This is a genomic window from Symbioplanes lichenis, from assembly GCF_030709675.1.
Lineage (GTDB): Bacteria > Actinomycetota > Actinomycetes > Mycobacteriales > Micromonosporaceae > Actinoplanes > Actinoplanes lichenis.
Genome location: NZ_JAUZQD010000006.1, coordinates 140,689 through 156,130, shown reverse-complemented (window position 1 = coordinate 156,130; position 15,442 = coordinate 140,689). Strand labels below are relative to the sequence as shown.

Genomic DNA, 15,442 nt, shown 5'->3' with positions numbered 1-15,442 from the left:
ACACCATGCAACTGACAGAGATGCCGGACGGCTTCGTGTGGGGGGCCGCCACGGCGGCGTACCAGATCGAGGGCGGGGCCGCCGAGGACGGGCGCGGCGAGTCGATCTGGGACGTCTTCTGCCGTACGCCCGGGGCCGTCGTCGGCGGCGCGTCCGGCGCGGTGGCGTGCGACAGCTACCACCGGTGGCGCGACGACGTGCAGCTGCTCGGGGATCTCGGCGTGGACGCGTACCGGTTCTCGGTGTCGTGGCCGCGGGTCCTGCCGGCCGGGGCGGGGACGGTGAACAAGGCCGGTCTCGACTACTACGACCGGCTGGTCGACGCCCTGTGCGAGCGGGGCGTCCGGCCGTTCGTCACGCTCTACCACTGGGACCTGCCGCAGGCGCTCGAGGACGCGGGCGGCGGGTGGCGGGTGCGGGACACGGCCCACCACTTCGCCGAGTACGCGGCCGTCGTCGCGGCCCGGCTCGGCGACCGGGTGCAGGACTGGATCACGCTCAACGAGCCCTACTGCTCGTCGATCGTCGGCTATGCCGAGGGGCGGCACGCGCCGGGCGCCCGGGACGGGCACGGCGCGCTGGCGGCGGCTCATCACCTGCTGGTCGGGCACGGTCTGGCGGTGCCGGCGATCCGGGCCGCCTCCCCGGGCGCGCGGGTCGGCATCACGCTCAACCTGTCCCCGGCCGTGCCGGCCACCGACAGCGAAGCGGACCGGGCGGCGGCGGCCCGGATGGACCTGATGCTCAACCGGCAGTTCACCGATCCGGTGCTCGGGGGTGCGTACCCGTCAGGTTTCGAAGATCTCTATGCCGGCGTGAGCGACCTGTCGTTCCGGCACGACGGCGATCTCGCGCTGATCGGGGCGCCGCTGGACTTCCTCGGCGTCAACTACTACTACCGGATCCACGCCGCCGACGCCCCGCACGAGCAGCCCGACCCCGCCCTGCGCAGCGCGTGCGACATCGGGGTGCGGTCGGTGCCGCGCGAGGGGGTGCCGGTCACCGACCTGGGCTGGCCGATCGAGCCGCAGGGGCTGCACGACACGCTGCGAGGTCTCGCCGACCGGTTCCCGCGCCTGCCGCCGATCTACGTCACCGAGAACGGCGTCGCCGAGCTGCGCGAGGACACCGGCCCGGACCCCAAGCGCATTGAGTTCGTCGCCGCGCACGTGGCCGCGGCGGCCGCGGCCGACGTCGACCTGCGGGGCTACTTCTACTGGTCGCTGCTCGACAACTTCGAGTGGGCGCGCGGCTATGGACCCCGCTTCGGCCTGGTGCACGTCGACTACCCCACGGGTACGCGCACCCCGCGCGCGAGCTATCACTGGCTGCGCGAGCAGCTGCGGGCTACGAGCGTGCCCAGAGCCAGTCGGTGATGCGGGCGACGGCCTGATCGCGGTGCCGCCGGTACGTGTTGAACGACAGGTGCAACGTCTCGGCCACCCGTTCCTGAGTGGTGACGGGGTGCAGGAACGTGCGGTCGACCAGGTCGTTCAGCGCCGGCGGCAGCGTGGCGGCCGCCTCCTCGACGAGCTCGCGGAGGGGGCTCAGGCGCGTGCCCAGCAGGGGATTGTTGTCGAAGTCGCGCAGGGCGGCCCGGACGGCGGCGTCGAACTCCGCGCGGCTGAGCACCACGGCACCGGCGTCCGCCGCGGTCGCCCGCGTCGGCTCCCCGTCCTGCCGGGCCTGCACCACGGCCATCCACTGGGCGACGTCGACGCGCCGCCAGTCGTGGGCGAACACCGGGTGCTCAGCGCCGTCGAACGCGGGCCAGAAGTCCAGATTCTCCATCGTGGGACCCCATTGGCCGGCGTCCGCGTAGGCGCCGTTCAGCGTCCACGCGACGCCGGTCAGGGTGAGGATGTCGAGCGTCTGGCACGCGGCGAAGAGGGTCGTCGACGGCGACGGCCGCTGCCCGTGCTCCCGGTCGACGAAGAACCGCCACGCGCGGATCACCTCGCCGGGACGCGGGGGCGCCTGCTCCTGGGCGTACCGCCACATCGCCTCCGCCGCGGGGTCCGCGCTCGTGCCGTCCAGGGTCAGGCAGGCGGCGTAGCCCCGCGGCTCGCCCGACAACGTGCGGAAGACCCGGAACGCGCCCGGGTCCCGCGCCATCCAGTAGCCGGCCTGCCGGGCCTGCTCGGCCCCCTGCCACGTGCCGGTCATGGCTTCGATCGCCGGGCGGTCACCGGGCCGCAGATCATCCACGTACGCCTGCAGTGTCGCCGGGGGAGTGCTGCAGGTCTCCACCCGGGAGCGGCCGCCCGCCAGCACGATCGAGCCGGTGATCAGGCGCAGGCGCTCGCCGCGGTCGGCGGTCGCGCGGATCCGGGCAAGGGTCGCCGCGGAGAGGCGCCGGTGCAGCTCGGCGTAGCCGCCGGGATCGCGCCAGCGCAGGTCGGCGTCGAGCGCGTCGCGGACCACGTCGTGCGGATACAGCCCGTACGGGCCCTCCTCGACGAACGACAGCGTGCGCAGCCACTTGAACAGCTCGCCCGCGTCCTCCCCGGCCACCGCGCGCAGCAGCTCCTCGGTCGTGACCGGCAGATGCGCGCACACCTCGAGCGCCGTCCGGTGCCGCGAGGTCGGTGCCGCGTCGACGGTCCGGGCCAGCAGCGCGCTCACGCAGGGCTTCGGGCTGGACCGCCTCCGCTCGCTGCTCGACGTGTGGCGGCGCCACGACTGGCGGGCGCTCGAACGCCGGTGGAACGCGATCCCGCACTTCAAGGCCCGGCTGGACGGGCTCGACATCGCCTTCTGGCACGTCCGCTCGCCGGAGCCGGACGCGCTGCCGCTGGTGCTCACGCACGGCTGGCCCGGCTCGGTGCTGGAGTTCGAGGACGTCATCGGCCCGCTGACCGACCCGGTCGCGCACGGCGGCCCGGCGGCGGACGCCTTCCACGTCGTCGTCCCGGCGCTGCCCGGCTTCGGCTTTTCCGGGCGCCCGCGGGAAACAGGCTGGAATCCCGGGCGTACGGCCTCCGCGTGGGCGTCGCTCATGACGGAACTCGGCTACGAACGCTTCGGGGCGCACGGCGGCGACTGGGGTTCCTTCGTCAGCACCGAACTGGCCCGCATCGTGCCCGAACGGGTCGCCGGCCTGCACCTCACCATGCCGCTCGCGGCTCCACTGCCCTCGGACGCCGACACCGCCGACGAGACCGAGAAAGCGATGATCGCCCAGCGCGACCGGTTCGTCCGCAGCGGCATGGTGCATGTGCTGGCGCAAAGCCTGCGGCCACAGACGTTCGGCTACGCGTGGCTCGACTCGCCAGCCGGGCTGGCCGCGTGGCTCGGCGAACACCTCGACGCCTTCGCCGACAACCGGGGCGTTTCCCAGGAGCGCCAGATCGACAACATCGCCCTCTACTGGTTCACCAGGACGGGCGCGTCCACCGCCCGCTGGTACTGGGAGTCCGGCCCGCGCTGGTCGCCCCGCAGCGCCGAGGAGCAGAACGCCCAGCCGGTCACCGTGCCGACCGCGTTCACCCTCTTCCCCGGCGAGCCGTTCCCCGTGGCCCGGCGCTGGGCCGAGCGCCGCTACCAGAACATCACAGCCTGGCACGAGCAGAAGCGCGGCGGGCACTACCCCGGCTGGGAGCACCCGGACGTGCTGGTCGACGAGTTGCGGAGCGCCTTCCGGGCCGCGCGCTGAGGATGGGCACCGAACGGGCAGCGGATGGGCTGTGGCCCGCTGCCCGTCCGCCCGACCATCGACGGCATGGACCCACGGGTACGCCGGGTGGTCGCCCACATGCGCGAGCGGCTGGGGCACCGGCTCACGATCGCCGAGCTGGCGGGCGTGGCGCGGCTGAGCCCGTACCACTTCGTGCGGGTCTTCCGCCGCGAGGTCGGCCGGACACCGCACCGGCACCTGACGCTGCTGCGGGTCCGCGAGGCGCAACGCCTGCTGAAGCAGGGCCTGCCGGGTCACGGCCGTGGCCGCCCACTGCGGCTTCTCCGGTACGCCCCACTTCTCGGCGGTGTTCCTGCACCACACCGGATGCCGCCCGTCGCGATGGGCGCCCGCCGCGGTCCCGGCCCCGTCCGTCGCGGGTGTACGGTCGCCCGGTGGCTCGTGACCCGCTCTACGAGATCCTGGACGACCGGTTCCGCACCGGGAAGTGCACGGCGGGCGACTCCCGGCTGGAGAAGCTCTCCGACGGGTGCTGTTGGGCCGAGGGCCCTGTCTAAGTACGACGATCGGTGACGGTCGTCGCCGACAGCTTCGACGGCCCAACGGCTTGGTCTTCTCGCTCGACGAAAGCCTCTCGGACAGCCGCGCCACCCACATCCGCGAGCTCACCGTCCGCGACGACGGCTCGATCGGCGCCGACCGGGTCTTCGCGACATGCCGCTCGGGCACCTTCGACACCATCCGCTCCGACGCCGGCGGCCGCCTGTGGGCCGCGGCCATGGGCGGCGGCGTGCACTGCTACGACCCGGACGGCACGCTGCTGGGCCGCCTGCTCGTCCCGGACGTCGTCGCCAACATCCGCTTCGGCGGCCCCAAACGCAACCGCCTCTTCCTCGCCGCCGACACCGCCCTCTACTCCGTCGTCCTGGCGTGACGGGACCGCCCATGCTCCCGCACCCTCCAGCCGCCTGGCAGCTCCTCCCCGCGACCTTCCCGGCAAGCGCAGTCGATCATTCCGCACGCACTTGTCGCGGCAGATCAGTGCGCCGTCTTCGGCTGGGACGGTTTCGTGCGAGGATTTCCTGGTGAGCGACGAGTCTCCGACACCGGCCTGCCGACGGTGCGGGCGCCAGGTGACGGTCTCCCGCGATCAGTGCGAGGTCTTCGAAGACATGCACTACGTCTGCTTCCACTACGAGTTCGAGCACGACCCGGCCGACCCCGATGAGGAGTGCGGCGCCGGAGGGTGCCCGTCCGCCTCGGTCAACCCGCGTCCGGAGCGACGCCCCGACACCCGACTCACCGCAAGCGATCGCTGACCATCCCGCTGTCAGCGGCGGATCCGTGCGTCCTGGTCGGCCGGACCTCGGGTCCCGGTCGCCCGGCAGTGCGCCGGAAGCAGTCAGCATCGCCCGGACCGCCCGGTCCTTGCGGGTACTCCGGACTCTCGACTGGCGGAAGGCTGGTTCGATGGGTCGATGAGCGGTTTCGAAACAGCGTTGCTTGTCATCGCCGGCATCGGGTCGGTCGCTGCGGCATCCGGGGCCTGGCTTCAGGAACGGCGCAGCTCGGCGGCCCAGCTGGCGGCCGTGCAGCGCAAACTTGATCTGGTGATGGGCCACCTTGGTATCGCCGCGCCGGAAGAATCCGAGGTGATCCACCACTTGGAGAACGGGCGGACGATCGAGGCCGTCCGCGCCTACCGCAAGCAAACCGGGTCGAGCCTGCTCGAGGCGAAGCAGGCGGTGGACCGGATCGCTGCCGGCCGCGGCCTCACTGGGCAGTGACGCAGCGACGAAGCCGGCGGCGCTTACAGCTCGAGCAACGTCCGTAGCCGGTCACGCCGCTCATTGTCGGTGGCAGAGGGGTGCGCTCAGCGCGCATATCTCATGAGCTCTCATCATTGGTTTGCCGAGGACCGCGCCCGTATTTCGCGCGATGTCACGGAAGCGTGCTCCCCATTGCGCTCGTTCGCACCGACGCATGTGAATACGACTAGAAGGCGGCGGCAAGGTTCACTCGCCACCGGTTCGTGAAACGAGCCCAGTCGAACAGGTCACCGGTTGCACGCTTGCGGTCACGCTCGTCATCGGCGCCCGCTTGTGCTCGCCTTCTGTTCGCCTCACGGAAGTCCGCACGCGCGGCTTCGATCCACCGCAGCTTACCGTCGGGCGTCCGGGCCTCAGGGGCATCGCGCCGCATCCGGGCGGCATGGCGCAGAGCCTTTCCGAACGCTCGCCGGACCCCGTGCGCACGCCGGAAGCCCTCCTTCTCCGCGGAATAGTTGCGCCGCCGTGTCGAGTCGCGCAGCCACGCTAATTCGACGGCCGAGAATATTTCCGTCTGAACCCACCTCATTACTTGATTCTTCTCCCGCGACTTCAAGATCGGAAGTGGTGACTGAATGAGGGGCGTCACACAAAATTGAATGGCAAGTGGTGCACGTCGGCAATCCCGCAAGGCGGTGCGGTGCATTCTGCGGCCAGGGGGTGGAGCCCGGAGAGGCGGGGCCACGACGCGGGCCGCACGCGTTCGATCACCGCCTCACTGTCATCGGCAGATCCGGACATGGCATGAGCGCTGAGTTCGCGCGAGCCAGTGCGCCATGTCGGCGCGAGGTAGGTCAGCGGCTGAACAGCGCCATGCGGCCGAAGTCCTCGTCCAGCTCGCGGATCAGAGAGAATCCCGCCGGGGCGGCCTCGGCCACCAGGTCGGCCATCGGGCGGGCGAAGGGGAGCCCCTGCGCGTGCGCCACCATGCGGCGCAGGGCGAAGTTGGCCAGTTCGGCGCGTCCGGCCGGGGCGGTGTCCAGCTGTTGGAGGAGGAGCAGGCCGCCGGTGCGCAGGCTGCGGTGGATCATGGCGAGGGTGGCCGGGCGGGCGGGGAGCGGGAAGAAGGGCTGGGCCCAGAAGGCGATGTCGTACGCGTCCGGCGAGTCGAAGTCGCGCGCGTCCTGCACCCGGATGTCGACGCGGTCGTCCACGCCCAGTGCTCGGGCGCGGGAGCGGGCGACGGCCGCCACCTCGGGGACCACTTCCAGGGTGGTGGCGCGCATGTCCGGGAGCATGCCCGCCGCGGTGAGGACGAAGCCGCCGACGCCGCTGCCGACGTCGAGCATGCGGCCGTGGGCCATGGCGGCGGCGACCTCGGGGACGGCTTCGAAGATCTTGGTGACCACCGCGCGGGCGCCGTCGCCGGGGCGGAAGGCGTTGGCGCGGGCCACCGTGAGGGCGTCCTCGGCGGACAGTGTGACGACTCCGGTGCGTACGGCGGCCTCGGTCTGGCGGGTGAGCAGCGTGGCCTGCGCGATCCGGGCCGGCAGGTCGCCGGGGGCGTCGTCGGCGAGGGCGGCGGCGAGGCCGGGTGCGATCCGGAAGCGGCCGGGGGCGACTTCCTCGGCCAGGTCGTGGGCGACGAGGGCGGCGAGCACGTCGCCGGCCCGGCCGGTGGTCAGCCCCGCGAACGCGGCCACGGCGGCGACGTCCCGCTCCTCCCGCAAGAATCCGGACAGCTCCTGGGCCGCGCTCAGCAGGGCGAGCGCCTGGGCGCCCTGACCCCACCGAGCCAGCAACTCTTCGATCCCCATGAATGCATACTGCATGGCCCAAGGGGCACCTGCCTAGCGAGGCCAGAGCGAGAATCCCATCCCGCCGAAGACGAGCAGCACCCCGGCGAGGATGAACCAGACCGTGATCTCCTGGTCCTCGCGGTGCAGGCCGAACTCCTTGGGCAGGTCGCCGAGCACGTCGTCGAGCTGGCCCGCGTCCTCGGCCTTGAAGTAGCGCCCGCCCGTGGTGTCGGCCACCGCGGTGAGCGCCTCCTCGTCGATCTCCTGGATGCGGCTGCCGCCGAAGCCCCCGCCCCCGAACCGCCCGCCGCCGAAGGAGTCGTTGCCGACCTGGTCGGGGCTGCAGACCATGGGCGCCGGGTTCGTCGTCCCGAAGCCGATGGTGAAGACGCGTACGCGCCGCGCGGCCGCTTGCTCGGCGGCGACCGCGGGCTCGACGCCGGTGCTGTTCGCGCCGTCGGTCAGCACGACGATCGTGTCCGGCTCGTAGTCGCCGTCCGGGCCCGGCGGGACGTCGCCGAGGTCCACGCCGGTCGCCGCCACGTCGGGGTTGGTCTCCGCGATGGCGTCGAGCGACGTGAGGATGGCCTGCCCGATGGCCGTGCCCCGAGCCGTGGTCAGGGTGTCGAGCGCGTCGAGCAGCTGATCCTTGTCGGTCGTGGGGGAGACGAGCAGGCCCGCGATGCCGGAGAAGGCGACGAGCCCGATCTTCGTGCCGTCCCGCTGGTTGCTCACGAAGTCGCGGGCGGCGTCGATGGCGACGGTCATGCGGTTCGGGGCGATGTCGGTCGTACACATGGAGCCGGAGACGTCGATCGCGAGCAGGATCGACGTGTCGTTGGCCGGCACGGACACGGACGCCTGGGGGCGGCCCGCGCCCACGGCCAGCACGAGCAGGCCGGCCAGGAAGAGCCAGACCGGGACGCGGCGGCGCCAGGCGGTCCGGCCCGGCAGCGCGGCGCGGATGAGGGCGATGCTCGGCACGATCACGGCGGCCCGCTTGCGGCGGCGGTTGAGCCACCACCGGGCCAGGAGCAACAGGGGTACGGCCAGCAGGGCGACCAGCGCCCACGGCCAGCTGAACGACATCAGACGAACCTCCCGTGCCAGAGCAGGCCGAGCAGCGCGCCCGCGACGAGCAGCAGCAACCCCGCCGCGGCGATCGGACCGGTCAGCTCGAGCGGTTCCTTCTCGGTGGTCAGCCGCAGGTCGATCGACTTCGTCGTGTCGTTGAGCGCCGCCGCGTCGCCGGCCGCGTGGTAGGCGCCCCCGCTCACCTGCGCGACCGCACTCAGCAGAGACTCGTCGAGCGCGGTGTTGAGCTGGTAGCCGTCGACCTCGACCGTGGCACCCCGCGCGGTGCCCACGCCGACGGTCTGGATCCGGACCCCGGCCGCCGCCGCCAGTTCCGCGGCTGCCTCGACGTCCGGCCCGCCCGTCTCCTGCCCGTCCGAGAAGACCACGATTGTCGCGGAGGGCCAGTAGCCGAGCGAAGGAGCCGCCGCGCCGGCCTCGGGCAGGGCGACCGGCTTGCCGACGACCGCGCCCAGCGCGACGAGGATCGCCTGCCCCAGTGACGTACCGCCGCCGGGTTTGAGCCGGGCGATCGCCGCGGAGACGGCCTGCCGGTCGTCGGTCGGGGCCTGGGTGAGCAGCGCCTGGTCGCCGAAGGGCAGCACGCCGATGTCCACGCTGTCGGCCTGCGCGGCGACGAACTCGTTCGCGGCGGCCTGCGCGGCGCCCAGCCGGCTCGGCTGCACGTCGGTCGCGGACATGCTGTTCGACACGTCGAACGCCAGGACGACGGTCCCGGCGCGGTGCGGCACCGCGACCTCGGCCTGCGGGCGCGCCAGACCGACGAGCAGCACCGGCAGGGCGACGAGCAGCAGCACGTACGGCAGATGGCGCCGCAGCACCGCCCGGCGCGAGCGGTTCGGGGCGAACCCCGCGCCGGTCCAGGCCGCGGTCCGCCGGCGCTGCACCAGCGTGTACGCCCAGCCGGCCGCCACCGTGACGAGCACGGCGACCACGACGATCAGTGGCTGCTGGAAGCTCATCGGCGCACTCCCGAGCGGCGGACCATGGCGAGCAGCGCGCCGAGCAGGTCCTGGTCGGTGGTCACGTGGTGCGGGGCGACCCCGGCGCGGCGCATGCTCTCCGCCAGCTCGTCCTCGCGCGCCCCGACCTGGTCGGCGAGGCGGCCGCGCAGCAGTGGGTCACTGGTGTCGACGAGCACCTGCTCACCGGTCTCCGCGTCCTGCACCAGGATCAGGCCCAGGTCGGGCAGCTCGTGCTCGGCCGGATCGGTCACCCGGATCACGACGGTCTCGTGCCGGTGGGCCAGCTGCCCGAGCGGGCGGTCCCAGCCCGGCTCGCCGATGAAGTCGCTCATGACAAAGATCAGACTGCGGCGGCGTACGGTCGTCAGCGCGGCCAGCTTCAGCATGGCGGCCAGGTCCGTGGTCCCCGTCGACGCGGCCGGTTCGCGCAGCAGCTCGCGGGTGATGGTCAGCACCTGGTCCCGGCCCGGGCGCGGCGGGATGACCGCGTGCGCCGCGTTGTCGTACAGGATGGCGCCGATCCGGTTGCCGCCCTGCGCGACCAGCCGGCTCAGGCTGACCGCCAGCTCGGTGGCGACGCCCGCCTTCCCGTTCCGGATCCCGAACCTCATGGACGCCGAGCGGTCGATCACCAGCCAGGCCGTCAGCTCGCGGTCCTCGGTGTACTGGCGGACGAACGGCTCGTCCAGGCGCGCGGTCACGTTCCAGTCGATGTGCCGGACGTCGTCCTCCGGCGTGTAGGCGCGCAGGTCCGTGAAGTCGATGCCGGTCCCGTGCCACACCGTGCGATAGGCGCCCTGCAGCCGGCCGTCCAGCCGGCGGCCCAGGCGCCACTCGAGGCGGCGCAGCAGCTTCTCGGGTGCTCCCGCCATGGGTCAGCGGCCCCGCCCGGCGGGCTCGGGCGCCGCCACGTTGGCCACGATCTTCTGCAGGATCGTGTCGGGGGAGACGTCGTCGCCGAGCGCCTCGTAGCTGAGCACGAGCCGGTGACGCAGCACGTCGAGGGCCAGGTCGTCGATGTCCTCGGGCACCACGTACTCCCGGCCGCGCAGGTAGGCGAGCGCCCGGCCGGCCTGCACGAGACTGATCGAGCTGCGCGGGCTGGCGCCGAACTGCACGTAGCGCGCGAGGTCGGGCAGACCCGCGCGGGCGGGGTCCCGCGTGGCGTGGGCGAGCAGGACGGCGTACTCGATCAGGCTGGGGTCGACATAGACCTGGTCGGCCTGCTGCTGGAGGGTGACCAGGGTCCCGGGGTCGATGATCCGCTGGATCGTCGCGGCCGGGCTCAGCGAGCGCTCGACGACCACGAACTCCTCGGTCACGCTCGGGTAGCCGATGACGACCTTCATCATGAACCGGTCGACCTGCGCCTCGGGCAGCGGATAGGTGCCCTCGCTCTCGATCGGGTTCTGGGTGGCCAGCACCAGGAACGGGTTCGGCACCTGATGCGTCTCGCGGCCGATGGTGACCTGCCGCTCCTGCATGACCTCGAGCAGCGCGCTCTGCACCTTGGCCGGGGCGCGGTTGATCTCGTCGGCCAGCAGCAGGTTGGTGAAGACCGGGCCGAGCGAGACCTGGAACTCGCCGGTCGGCTGGTGGTAGACCCGGGTGCCGAGGATGTCCGCGGGCACCAGGTCGGGCGTGAACTGCACCCGGTGGAACTGCCCGCCCACGGCCTCCGCGAGCGACTTCACGGCCAGCGTCTTGGCCAGCCCGGGCACGCCCTCGACCAGGACGTGGCCGCGGGCGAGCAGGGCGACCATGAGCCGTTCGAGCAGGACGTCCTGGCCGACGATGGCCTTCTTGACCTCGTAGAGGACCTTCTCGATCGGGCCGGCATCGCTCTGGGCGTACGTCATGCGGTTGTCCTTTGGTCTCTAGAGAGGCGGGGTCTGCCCGTCGCCCTCGCCGCCGCCGCCGAGGGCGGTGCCGATGGGGACGGCGAAGCCGATGCCGATGAAGGTGCCGGCGCTGGTCGGGTTGGCGAGCGAGACGACGATGCCGACCACGGCGCCGCCGTCGTTGATCAGCGGCCCGCCCGAGCTGCCCGGGTTGACCGCCGCGTCGAACTGGATGAGGCCCTGCGTCGCCCCCTCCTGGTCGCGGGCCAGGTCGCGGTCGACGCCGGAGACGACCCCGTCGCTCGTACTCATGGTCAGGCCGAGCGGGTTGCCGATCGCCACCACCTTGTCGCCGACCTGCACCCCGCCGCCGAGCGTCGCCGGCACCAGCGTCTCCGGCCCCTTCTGCGGGCTGAGCACGGCGATGTCGTTGTCCGGGTCGCTGCTCGCCACGCTCGCGGGCGACGTGGTGCCGTCGGTGTAGGAGATCCTGATGGCGCTCGCGTTCGCCACCACGTGCAGCGCGGTGAGGATCGAGCCGTCGGCGTTGGCGATGACGCCGGTGCCGATGGCCGACTCGGTCATGCTGGTGGCGTTCGCCTTGGCGCCGCGGGTGGTCTCGATGCGGACCACGGACGGCAGCAGCGTCTGATAGACCTCGCCGGTGGTCAGCGGCCCCTGCGACGCCGACGGGGACGGCCTCGCCGGAGGTGCGGCCTGCTCCTCGTCGCTGTCGCTGCCGCGGGTGAAGACGACGACGGTGAGCACGAGCGCCCAGGCGACGACCAGGCCGATGCCGATGCGGCGGCGCAAAGTGACGGGGGCGGGCTTTTTGTCCTGTTCCGGGGGCGGATCAGTGCCCAGCACCGTCATCTCGGGACGCTCCATTGCTTGAGCCTAGAAGCGTCACCTCAAAATTGACCGAAAGAGAGTGATGCTCTTTCCGTGACGGTATGATCACTTAACGTTCGATAGGCTGCGGTCCATGCATGTCGCGGTGGTCGGCGCGGGGCCGACGGGTCTCTACACGGCCATGGTGCTCGCCCGCCGGGGTCATCGGGTCACGGTCGTGGATCGCGATCCCGGCCCGGCCCCCGACGGCACGTGGGACCGGCGCGGGGTCATGCAGTTCCACCATCCGCACGGGCTGCGGCAACAGGTGGCGGACGCCTTGGAGGCCGAGCTGCCCGACGTCAAGGACGCCCTGCTGGCGGCCGGGGCGTCGCTCACCGTGCGGGGCTCGCAGGTGGTCGGGCTGACCTGCGGGCGGCCGCTGTTCGAGCGGGTGCTGCGGGCGGCGGCCGTACGCGAGAAGGGGGTGACCCTCGTGACCGGCCGCGCCGACGACGTCCTGCCCGCCGCCGGTCGCGCCGCGGGCCTGCTCGTGGACGGCGCGCCGCTGGCCGCCGACCTGGTCGTCAACGCCTCCGGCCGCGCGGGCCACGTCGCCGACGCCCTGCGCGCCCCCGTCGTCGAGAGCGACTGCGGGGTCTCGTACGTCGCCCGGGAGTACCAGCTGCTGCCGGGCGCCGCGCCGGGGCCCACCAGTGCGGCGGTCGGGCTGATCTCCCGGTTCGACGGCTACATCGGCGTGGTGTTCCTGCAGGACAACCGCACGGTCTCGGTCTCGTTCACGCACCTCACCACGGACACCGAGCTCGCCGCCGTCCGGCACCCGGCCGCGTACGAGGCCGTCGTCCGCACGATCCCGGGCCTCGCCGAGTGGACCGACCCGGCCCGCACCCGCCCGGTCTCGCGCGTGCTGCCCGGGGTGCGACTGCGGAACACGTACCGGGGGCAGCTCGGCCCGGACGGCAAGGTGGCCCTGCCCGGCCTGATCCACGCCGGCGACGCGGTCTGCACCACGAACCCGACCGCCGGGCGCGGCATCGCCACGTCGCTGCTGCAGGCCCGCCGGCTCGTCGAACTGCTCACCGAGCACCCGGCCGACCTGGTTTCGCTGAGTCTCGCCTTCGACGACTGGTGCACCCGGGCGATCCGGCCGTGGTTCGACGATCACCAGGCGTGGGACCCGGATGCCGTACGCCAGCTGGCCGGCCTCGACGTCGACCTGTCCCGCCCCCTGACCTCCGGCCACATCACCGCGGCCGCCGACGCCGACAAGTCCCTGATGCCCCTGGTCCTGCCCTTCCTGTCGATGACCGGCCTGCCCGCGACCCTGGCCGCCGCCGAACCGCGGGCGCGCGAGCTCTACGAGTCCGGCTGGCGCCCGGCCCCCGCGCCCGGCCCGAGCCGCGCCGAGCTGATCGCTACCATGCGATCGACCCCAGGCGCAGATGACCGAATTCGTTCAGGTCAGCCCCGCTGAGCCAGGAGAACCAGAGCGTGCCGGCCGGCGACAGCTCGGGATGCCCGGCGATGGCGTAGCAGCCCGTCGGCGGCGGGCACCCCTCCGGCACCTGACCCGCCGGGCCGGGCACCCACGGGCCGGCCGGCGTGGCCGCCGTCAAGATACGGAAGTCGCCGCTGCCGAACGCCGTCTGCACGATCATCCCGTACCGGCTGCCGTAGTTCGCCACGTGCACCGACCCGACGTAGGGGAGCGCGGTGACGCCGGTCGCCGTGGCGCTGTCGGCCGACCAGCCCGAGCCGTTCCACCAGCGGTAGGCCGAGGCGGTCGCCCAGCTCGCGGCGGGAACACGGGCGGCCAGGACCCCGGCTGCGTCGTACGCGTACAGGTAGAGGTACCCGTCGGTGCCGTACACGGGTGATCCGAGCCGTCGCGCCGTGGGCAGCCCGGTCTGCGCCGAGGCGGCCACGAACGGCGTCGCGGTCCTGGTGATGCGGTTGGTGGCCGGGTCGTACAGGGCGAGGCTCAGGCGCACCGCCGGCAATGGCCCGGTGACGCAGGTTTCCGCGTACGTGATCAGCACCGTCTGCGTCCCCGGCACGGCGACCACCCCCGACGGCCACGACGCGGGGTACCCTCCGCCGCACCCGAGGTTGACCGGAGTCGGCAGGAACGGCGCCGGACTGGTCCGCCCCGGCGCGGGTGCCTGCGGGGGAGTGGGCAACTCCCGCAGCGCGTCCGGCGCCTGCCCCGGCGTGTACGGCCCCGCGGCGGCTGTGGTCCCCGGAATGAACGTGTCTTGCACCGTGTCCCCGAACAGCCAGACACTCTCCGTCGCCGAATAGGCGGCACTGAGCCCGGCATCCCGCGAGATCCGCCGATCCGCCGTGTCCGCCGTCGACAACGGCCGCCCGGCGTCGACCGTCGCCACCTTCCCGTTCCCGGCGGTCCGGAAGTTCTGCGTCGCACTCAGGTCGCCGGCGTCCGGCTGCTGCCCCGGGTTGCTGACCGGATTGCTGCGCTGCCCGACGCACGTCCCCGGCTGCGGCACGTTGCTGTCCCCGAAGCCACAGAACTGCGACCGATAAACCGTGTCCGCCGACAACCCGGTAACCGCCTGGTCCACGTCGGCGTAGTTCCCGCCGGTGCTCTGATTCCACTCCCGGTGCACGGTGCTGGTGACCCCGCCGGCCCCGTCGGCCCAGTACTGCCACCAGAACGTACAGGGATTGTCCGTCGTCTCCGCCGCACAAGCCGCCTGCGCCCGCAACGTCGCCGTAGTCGCCGTGACGTCAGTCGGCGCCACGGACCACCCACCACACCCCGCCAGCACCAAGGTCGTCGCCGTCGCCGCCAGCCGCCGCAGTCCGCTCATCCGGCCATTGTGGACTCCTGGCGCCGCGCGTCACACCCCTCGTGCCGATCGTGCCAAGACTGCGCGGTGTCAGTCGAGTGGCAGCACCACACAGCGCCGGCAGCGGGCTTCGTACGTGTAGGTGCCGTCGTCGGGGAGGGCGGTCGACGGGGCCAGTTCGCGGAGGAAGGGCTCGCCGTGCTCCAGGACCTGGGTGTGGGTCGCGTCCAGGGAGCGGCAGACGTCGCAGACCGCGCGGCGGTGGATGACCTTCTCCGGGGCCAGTTCGAGGAGGGCGGTGACCGGGGCGAAGAGCTTGCCGCGGTGGTCCAGGTCGATGCCGGCGACGACGACCTTGACGCCGCGGCGGACCGCCTCGCCCAGGGCGGCGATGTCGGCCACCGTGAACATGTGGATCTCGTCGACGCCGATGACCTCGACGCCGGGCTCGGCGGCGCCGGCGAGGGTGGTCACCTTGACCGTCTGCAGGCTGCCGCCCGAGCGGGAAGTCACCGCGGTGTCGCGCCCGTGCCGCGCCGACTGGTAGATGCGGTGCGGGACGCCGGCGTGCCGCAGCGGGGACAGCAGGCTGATCATCTCCAGCGACTTGCCGCCCTTCATCGGGCCGAGGATCACGGTCAAATCCATCCGCAGACCGTGCCATCGACGCT

16 protein-coding genes and 1 pseudogene are annotated in these 15,442 nt (G+C 72.5%); 7 read left to right on the top strand and 10 right to left on the bottom strand.

The window, feature by feature from the left end; genetic code table 11:
- Window positions 1-5: 5 nt before the first annotated feature.
- The gene (locus RAN62_RS16015; protein ID WP_305785442.1) at window positions 6-1,376 is read left to right on the top strand and encodes a GH1 family beta-glucosidase; all 1,371 of its coding nucleotides are present in this window, start codon (window positions 6-8) and stop codon (window positions 1,374-1,376) included.
- Here RAN62_RS16015 and RAN62_RS16010 read toward each other — a convergent pair.
- On the bottom strand, window positions 1,348-2,559 hold the full coding sequence (locus RAN62_RS16010) for a hypothetical protein (protein WP_305785441.1): 1,212 nt from the start codon (window positions 2,557-2,559) through the stop codon (window positions 1,348-1,350). The genes RAN62_RS16015 and RAN62_RS16010 overlap by 29 nt on opposite strands.
- Between RAN62_RS16010 and RAN62_RS16005 the strand changes: the two genes are divergently transcribed.
- The 5 genes and pseudogenes from RAN62_RS16005 to RAN62_RS15990 all read left to right on the top strand — a co-directional run bounded on the left by RAN62_RS16005 (window position 2,537) and on the right by RAN62_RS15990 (window position 5,424).
- Window positions 2,537-3,655 carry an epoxide hydrolase family protein gene (locus RAN62_RS16005; RefSeq protein WP_305785440.1) on the top strand — a complete coding sequence of 373 codons (1,119 nt, stop codon included), beginning with the start codon at window positions 2,537-2,539 and terminating at the stop codon, window positions 3,653-3,655. The two genes, RAN62_RS16010 and RAN62_RS16005, sit on opposite strands and share 23 nt — an antisense overlap.
- 24 nt (window positions 3,656-3,679) lie before the next feature.
- Window positions 3,680-3,865: pseudogene (locus RAN62_RS41135) on the top strand (AraC family transcriptional regulator); the annotation flags it as partial.
- Window positions 3,866-4,071: 206 nt separating this feature from the next.
- Window positions 4,072-4,194, top strand: a complete 123-nt coding sequence (locus RAN62_RS16000) for a hypothetical protein (RefSeq protein WP_305785439.1) — start codon at window positions 4,072-4,074, stop codon at window positions 4,192-4,194.
- Window positions 4,167-4,571: an SMP-30/gluconolactonase/LRE family protein gene (locus RAN62_RS15995; RefSeq protein WP_305785438.1), complete on the top strand. Its 405-nt coding sequence runs from the start codon at window positions 4,167-4,169 to the stop codon at window positions 4,569-4,571. Before RAN62_RS16000 ends, RAN62_RS15995 begins: the two co-directional genes overlap by 28 nt.
- A 544-nt stretch (window positions 4,572-5,115) precedes the next feature.
- On the top strand, window positions 5,116-5,424 hold the full coding sequence (locus RAN62_RS15990) for a hypothetical protein (RefSeq protein WP_305785437.1): 309 nt from the start codon (window positions 5,116-5,118) through the stop codon (window positions 5,422-5,424).
- A 208-nt stretch (window positions 5,425-5,632) separates the two neighbouring features.
- Here RAN62_RS15990 and RAN62_RS15985 read toward each other — a convergent pair whose 3' ends face one another.
- From RAN62_RS15985 to RAN62_RS15955, 7 genes are all read right to left on the bottom strand, one after another.
- Entirely contained in the window at window positions 5,633-5,995 is a 363-nt protein-coding gene (locus tag RAN62_RS15985) for a hypothetical protein (RefSeq protein WP_305785436.1), read from the bottom strand.
- 265 nt (window positions 5,996-6,260) lie between these two features.
- The gene (locus RAN62_RS15980) at window positions 6,261-7,223 is read right to left on the bottom strand and encodes an SAM-dependent methyltransferase (protein ID WP_305785435.1); all 963 of its coding nucleotides are present in this window, start codon (window positions 7,221-7,223) and stop codon (window positions 6,261-6,263) included.
- A 33-nt stretch (window positions 7,224-7,256) separates the two neighbouring features.
- Window positions 7,257-8,294: a VWA domain-containing protein gene (locus tag RAN62_RS15975; protein ID WP_305785434.1), complete on the bottom strand. Its 1,038-nt coding sequence runs from the start codon at window positions 8,292-8,294 to the stop codon at window positions 7,257-7,259.
- Complete coding sequence (locus RAN62_RS15970) at window positions 8,294-9,262, bottom strand: VWA domain-containing protein (protein WP_305785433.1); 969 nt, start codon at window positions 9,260-9,262, stop codon at window positions 8,294-8,296. Before RAN62_RS15970 ends, RAN62_RS15975 begins: the two co-directional genes overlap by 1 nt.
- Window positions 9,259-10,137 carry a DUF58 domain-containing protein gene (locus RAN62_RS15965; protein WP_305785432.1) on the bottom strand — a complete coding sequence of 293 codons (879 nt, stop codon included), beginning with the start codon at window positions 10,135-10,137 and terminating at the stop codon, window positions 9,259-9,261. The genes RAN62_RS15970 and RAN62_RS15965 overlap by 4 nt, the downstream gene beginning before the upstream one ends.
- Window positions 10,138-10,140: 3 nt before the next feature.
- Window positions 10,141-11,124: an AAA family ATPase gene (locus tag RAN62_RS15960; protein ID WP_305785431.1), complete on the bottom strand. Its 984-nt coding sequence runs from the start codon at window positions 11,122-11,124 to the stop codon at window positions 10,141-10,143.
- Window positions 11,125-11,142: 18 nt separating this feature from the next.
- Window positions 11,143-11,994, bottom strand: a complete 852-nt coding sequence (locus RAN62_RS15955) for a S1C family serine protease (RefSeq protein WP_305785430.1) — start codon at window positions 11,992-11,994, stop codon at window positions 11,143-11,145.
- Between the two features lie 97 nt (window positions 11,995-12,091).
- Here RAN62_RS15955 and RAN62_RS15950 point away from each other — a divergent pair, with 97 nt between their 5' ends.
- A complete protein-coding gene (locus RAN62_RS15950) occupies window positions 12,092-13,435 on the top strand; it encodes an FAD-dependent oxidoreductase (RefSeq protein WP_305785429.1) in 1,344 nt (447 codons plus the stop codon).
- Here the strand turns inward: RAN62_RS15950 and RAN62_RS15945 are convergent.
- Together RAN62_RS15945 and RAN62_RS15940 are read right to left on the bottom strand one after the other, a co-directional pair.
- Window positions 13,377-14,792 carry a DUF5005 domain-containing protein gene (locus RAN62_RS15945; RefSeq protein ID WP_305785428.1) on the bottom strand — a complete coding sequence of 472 codons (1,416 nt, stop codon included), beginning with the start codon at window positions 14,790-14,792 and terminating at the stop codon, window positions 13,377-13,379. The two genes, RAN62_RS15950 and RAN62_RS15945, sit on opposite strands and share 59 nt — an antisense overlap.
- Before the next feature lie 69 nt (window positions 14,793-14,861).
- Entirely contained in the window at window positions 14,862-15,419 is a 558-nt protein-coding gene (locus RAN62_RS15940; protein WP_305785427.1) for a thymidine kinase, read from the bottom strand.
- Window positions 15,420-15,442 lie beyond the last annotated feature (23 nt).

Coding starts and splice junctions, on each gene's coding strand:
- RAN62_RS16015 (WP_305785442.1), top strand. CDS start 6: ATGCAACTGACAGAGATGCCGGACGGCTTCGTGTGGGGGGCCGCCACG.
- RAN62_RS15990 (WP_305785437.1), top strand. CDS start 5,116: ATGAGCGGTTTCGAAACAGCGTTGCTTGTCATCGCCGGCATCGGGTCG.
- RAN62_RS15985 (WP_305785436.1), bottom strand. CDS start 5,995: ATGAGGTGGGTTCAGACGGAAATATTCTCGGCCGTCGAATTAGCGTGG.
- RAN62_RS15980 (WP_305785435.1), bottom strand. CDS start 7,223: ATGGGGATCGAAGAGTTGCTGGCTCGGTGGGGTCAGGGCGCCCAGGCG.
- RAN62_RS15975 (WP_305785434.1), bottom strand. CDS start 8,294: ATGTCGTTCAGCTGGCCGTGGGCGCTGGTCGCCCTGCTGGCCGTACCC.
- RAN62_RS15970 (WP_305785433.1), bottom strand. CDS start 9,262: ATGAGCTTCCAGCAGCCACTGATCGTCGTGGTCGCCGTGCTCGTCACG.
- RAN62_RS15965 (WP_305785432.1), bottom strand. CDS start 10,137: ATGGCGGGAGCACCCGAGAAGCTGCTGCGCCGCCTCGAGTGGCGCCTG.
- RAN62_RS15960 (WP_305785431.1), bottom strand. CDS start 11,124: ATGACGTACGCCCAGAGCGATGCCGGCCCGATCGAGAAGGTCCTCTAC.
- RAN62_RS15955 (WP_305785430.1), bottom strand. CDS start 11,994: ATGGAGCGTCCCGAGATGACGGTGCTGGGCACTGATCCGCCCCCGGAA.
- RAN62_RS15950 (WP_305785429.1), top strand. CDS start 12,092: ATGCATGTCGCGGTGGTCGGCGCGGGGCCGACGGGTCTCTACACGGCC.
- RAN62_RS15945 (WP_305785428.1), bottom strand. CDS start 14,792: ATGAGCGGACTGCGGCGGCTGGCGGCGACGGCGACGACCTTGGTGCTG.
- RAN62_RS15940 (WP_305785427.1), bottom strand. CDS start 15,419: ATGGATTTGACCGTGATCCTCGGCCCGATGAAGGGCGGCAAGTCGCTG.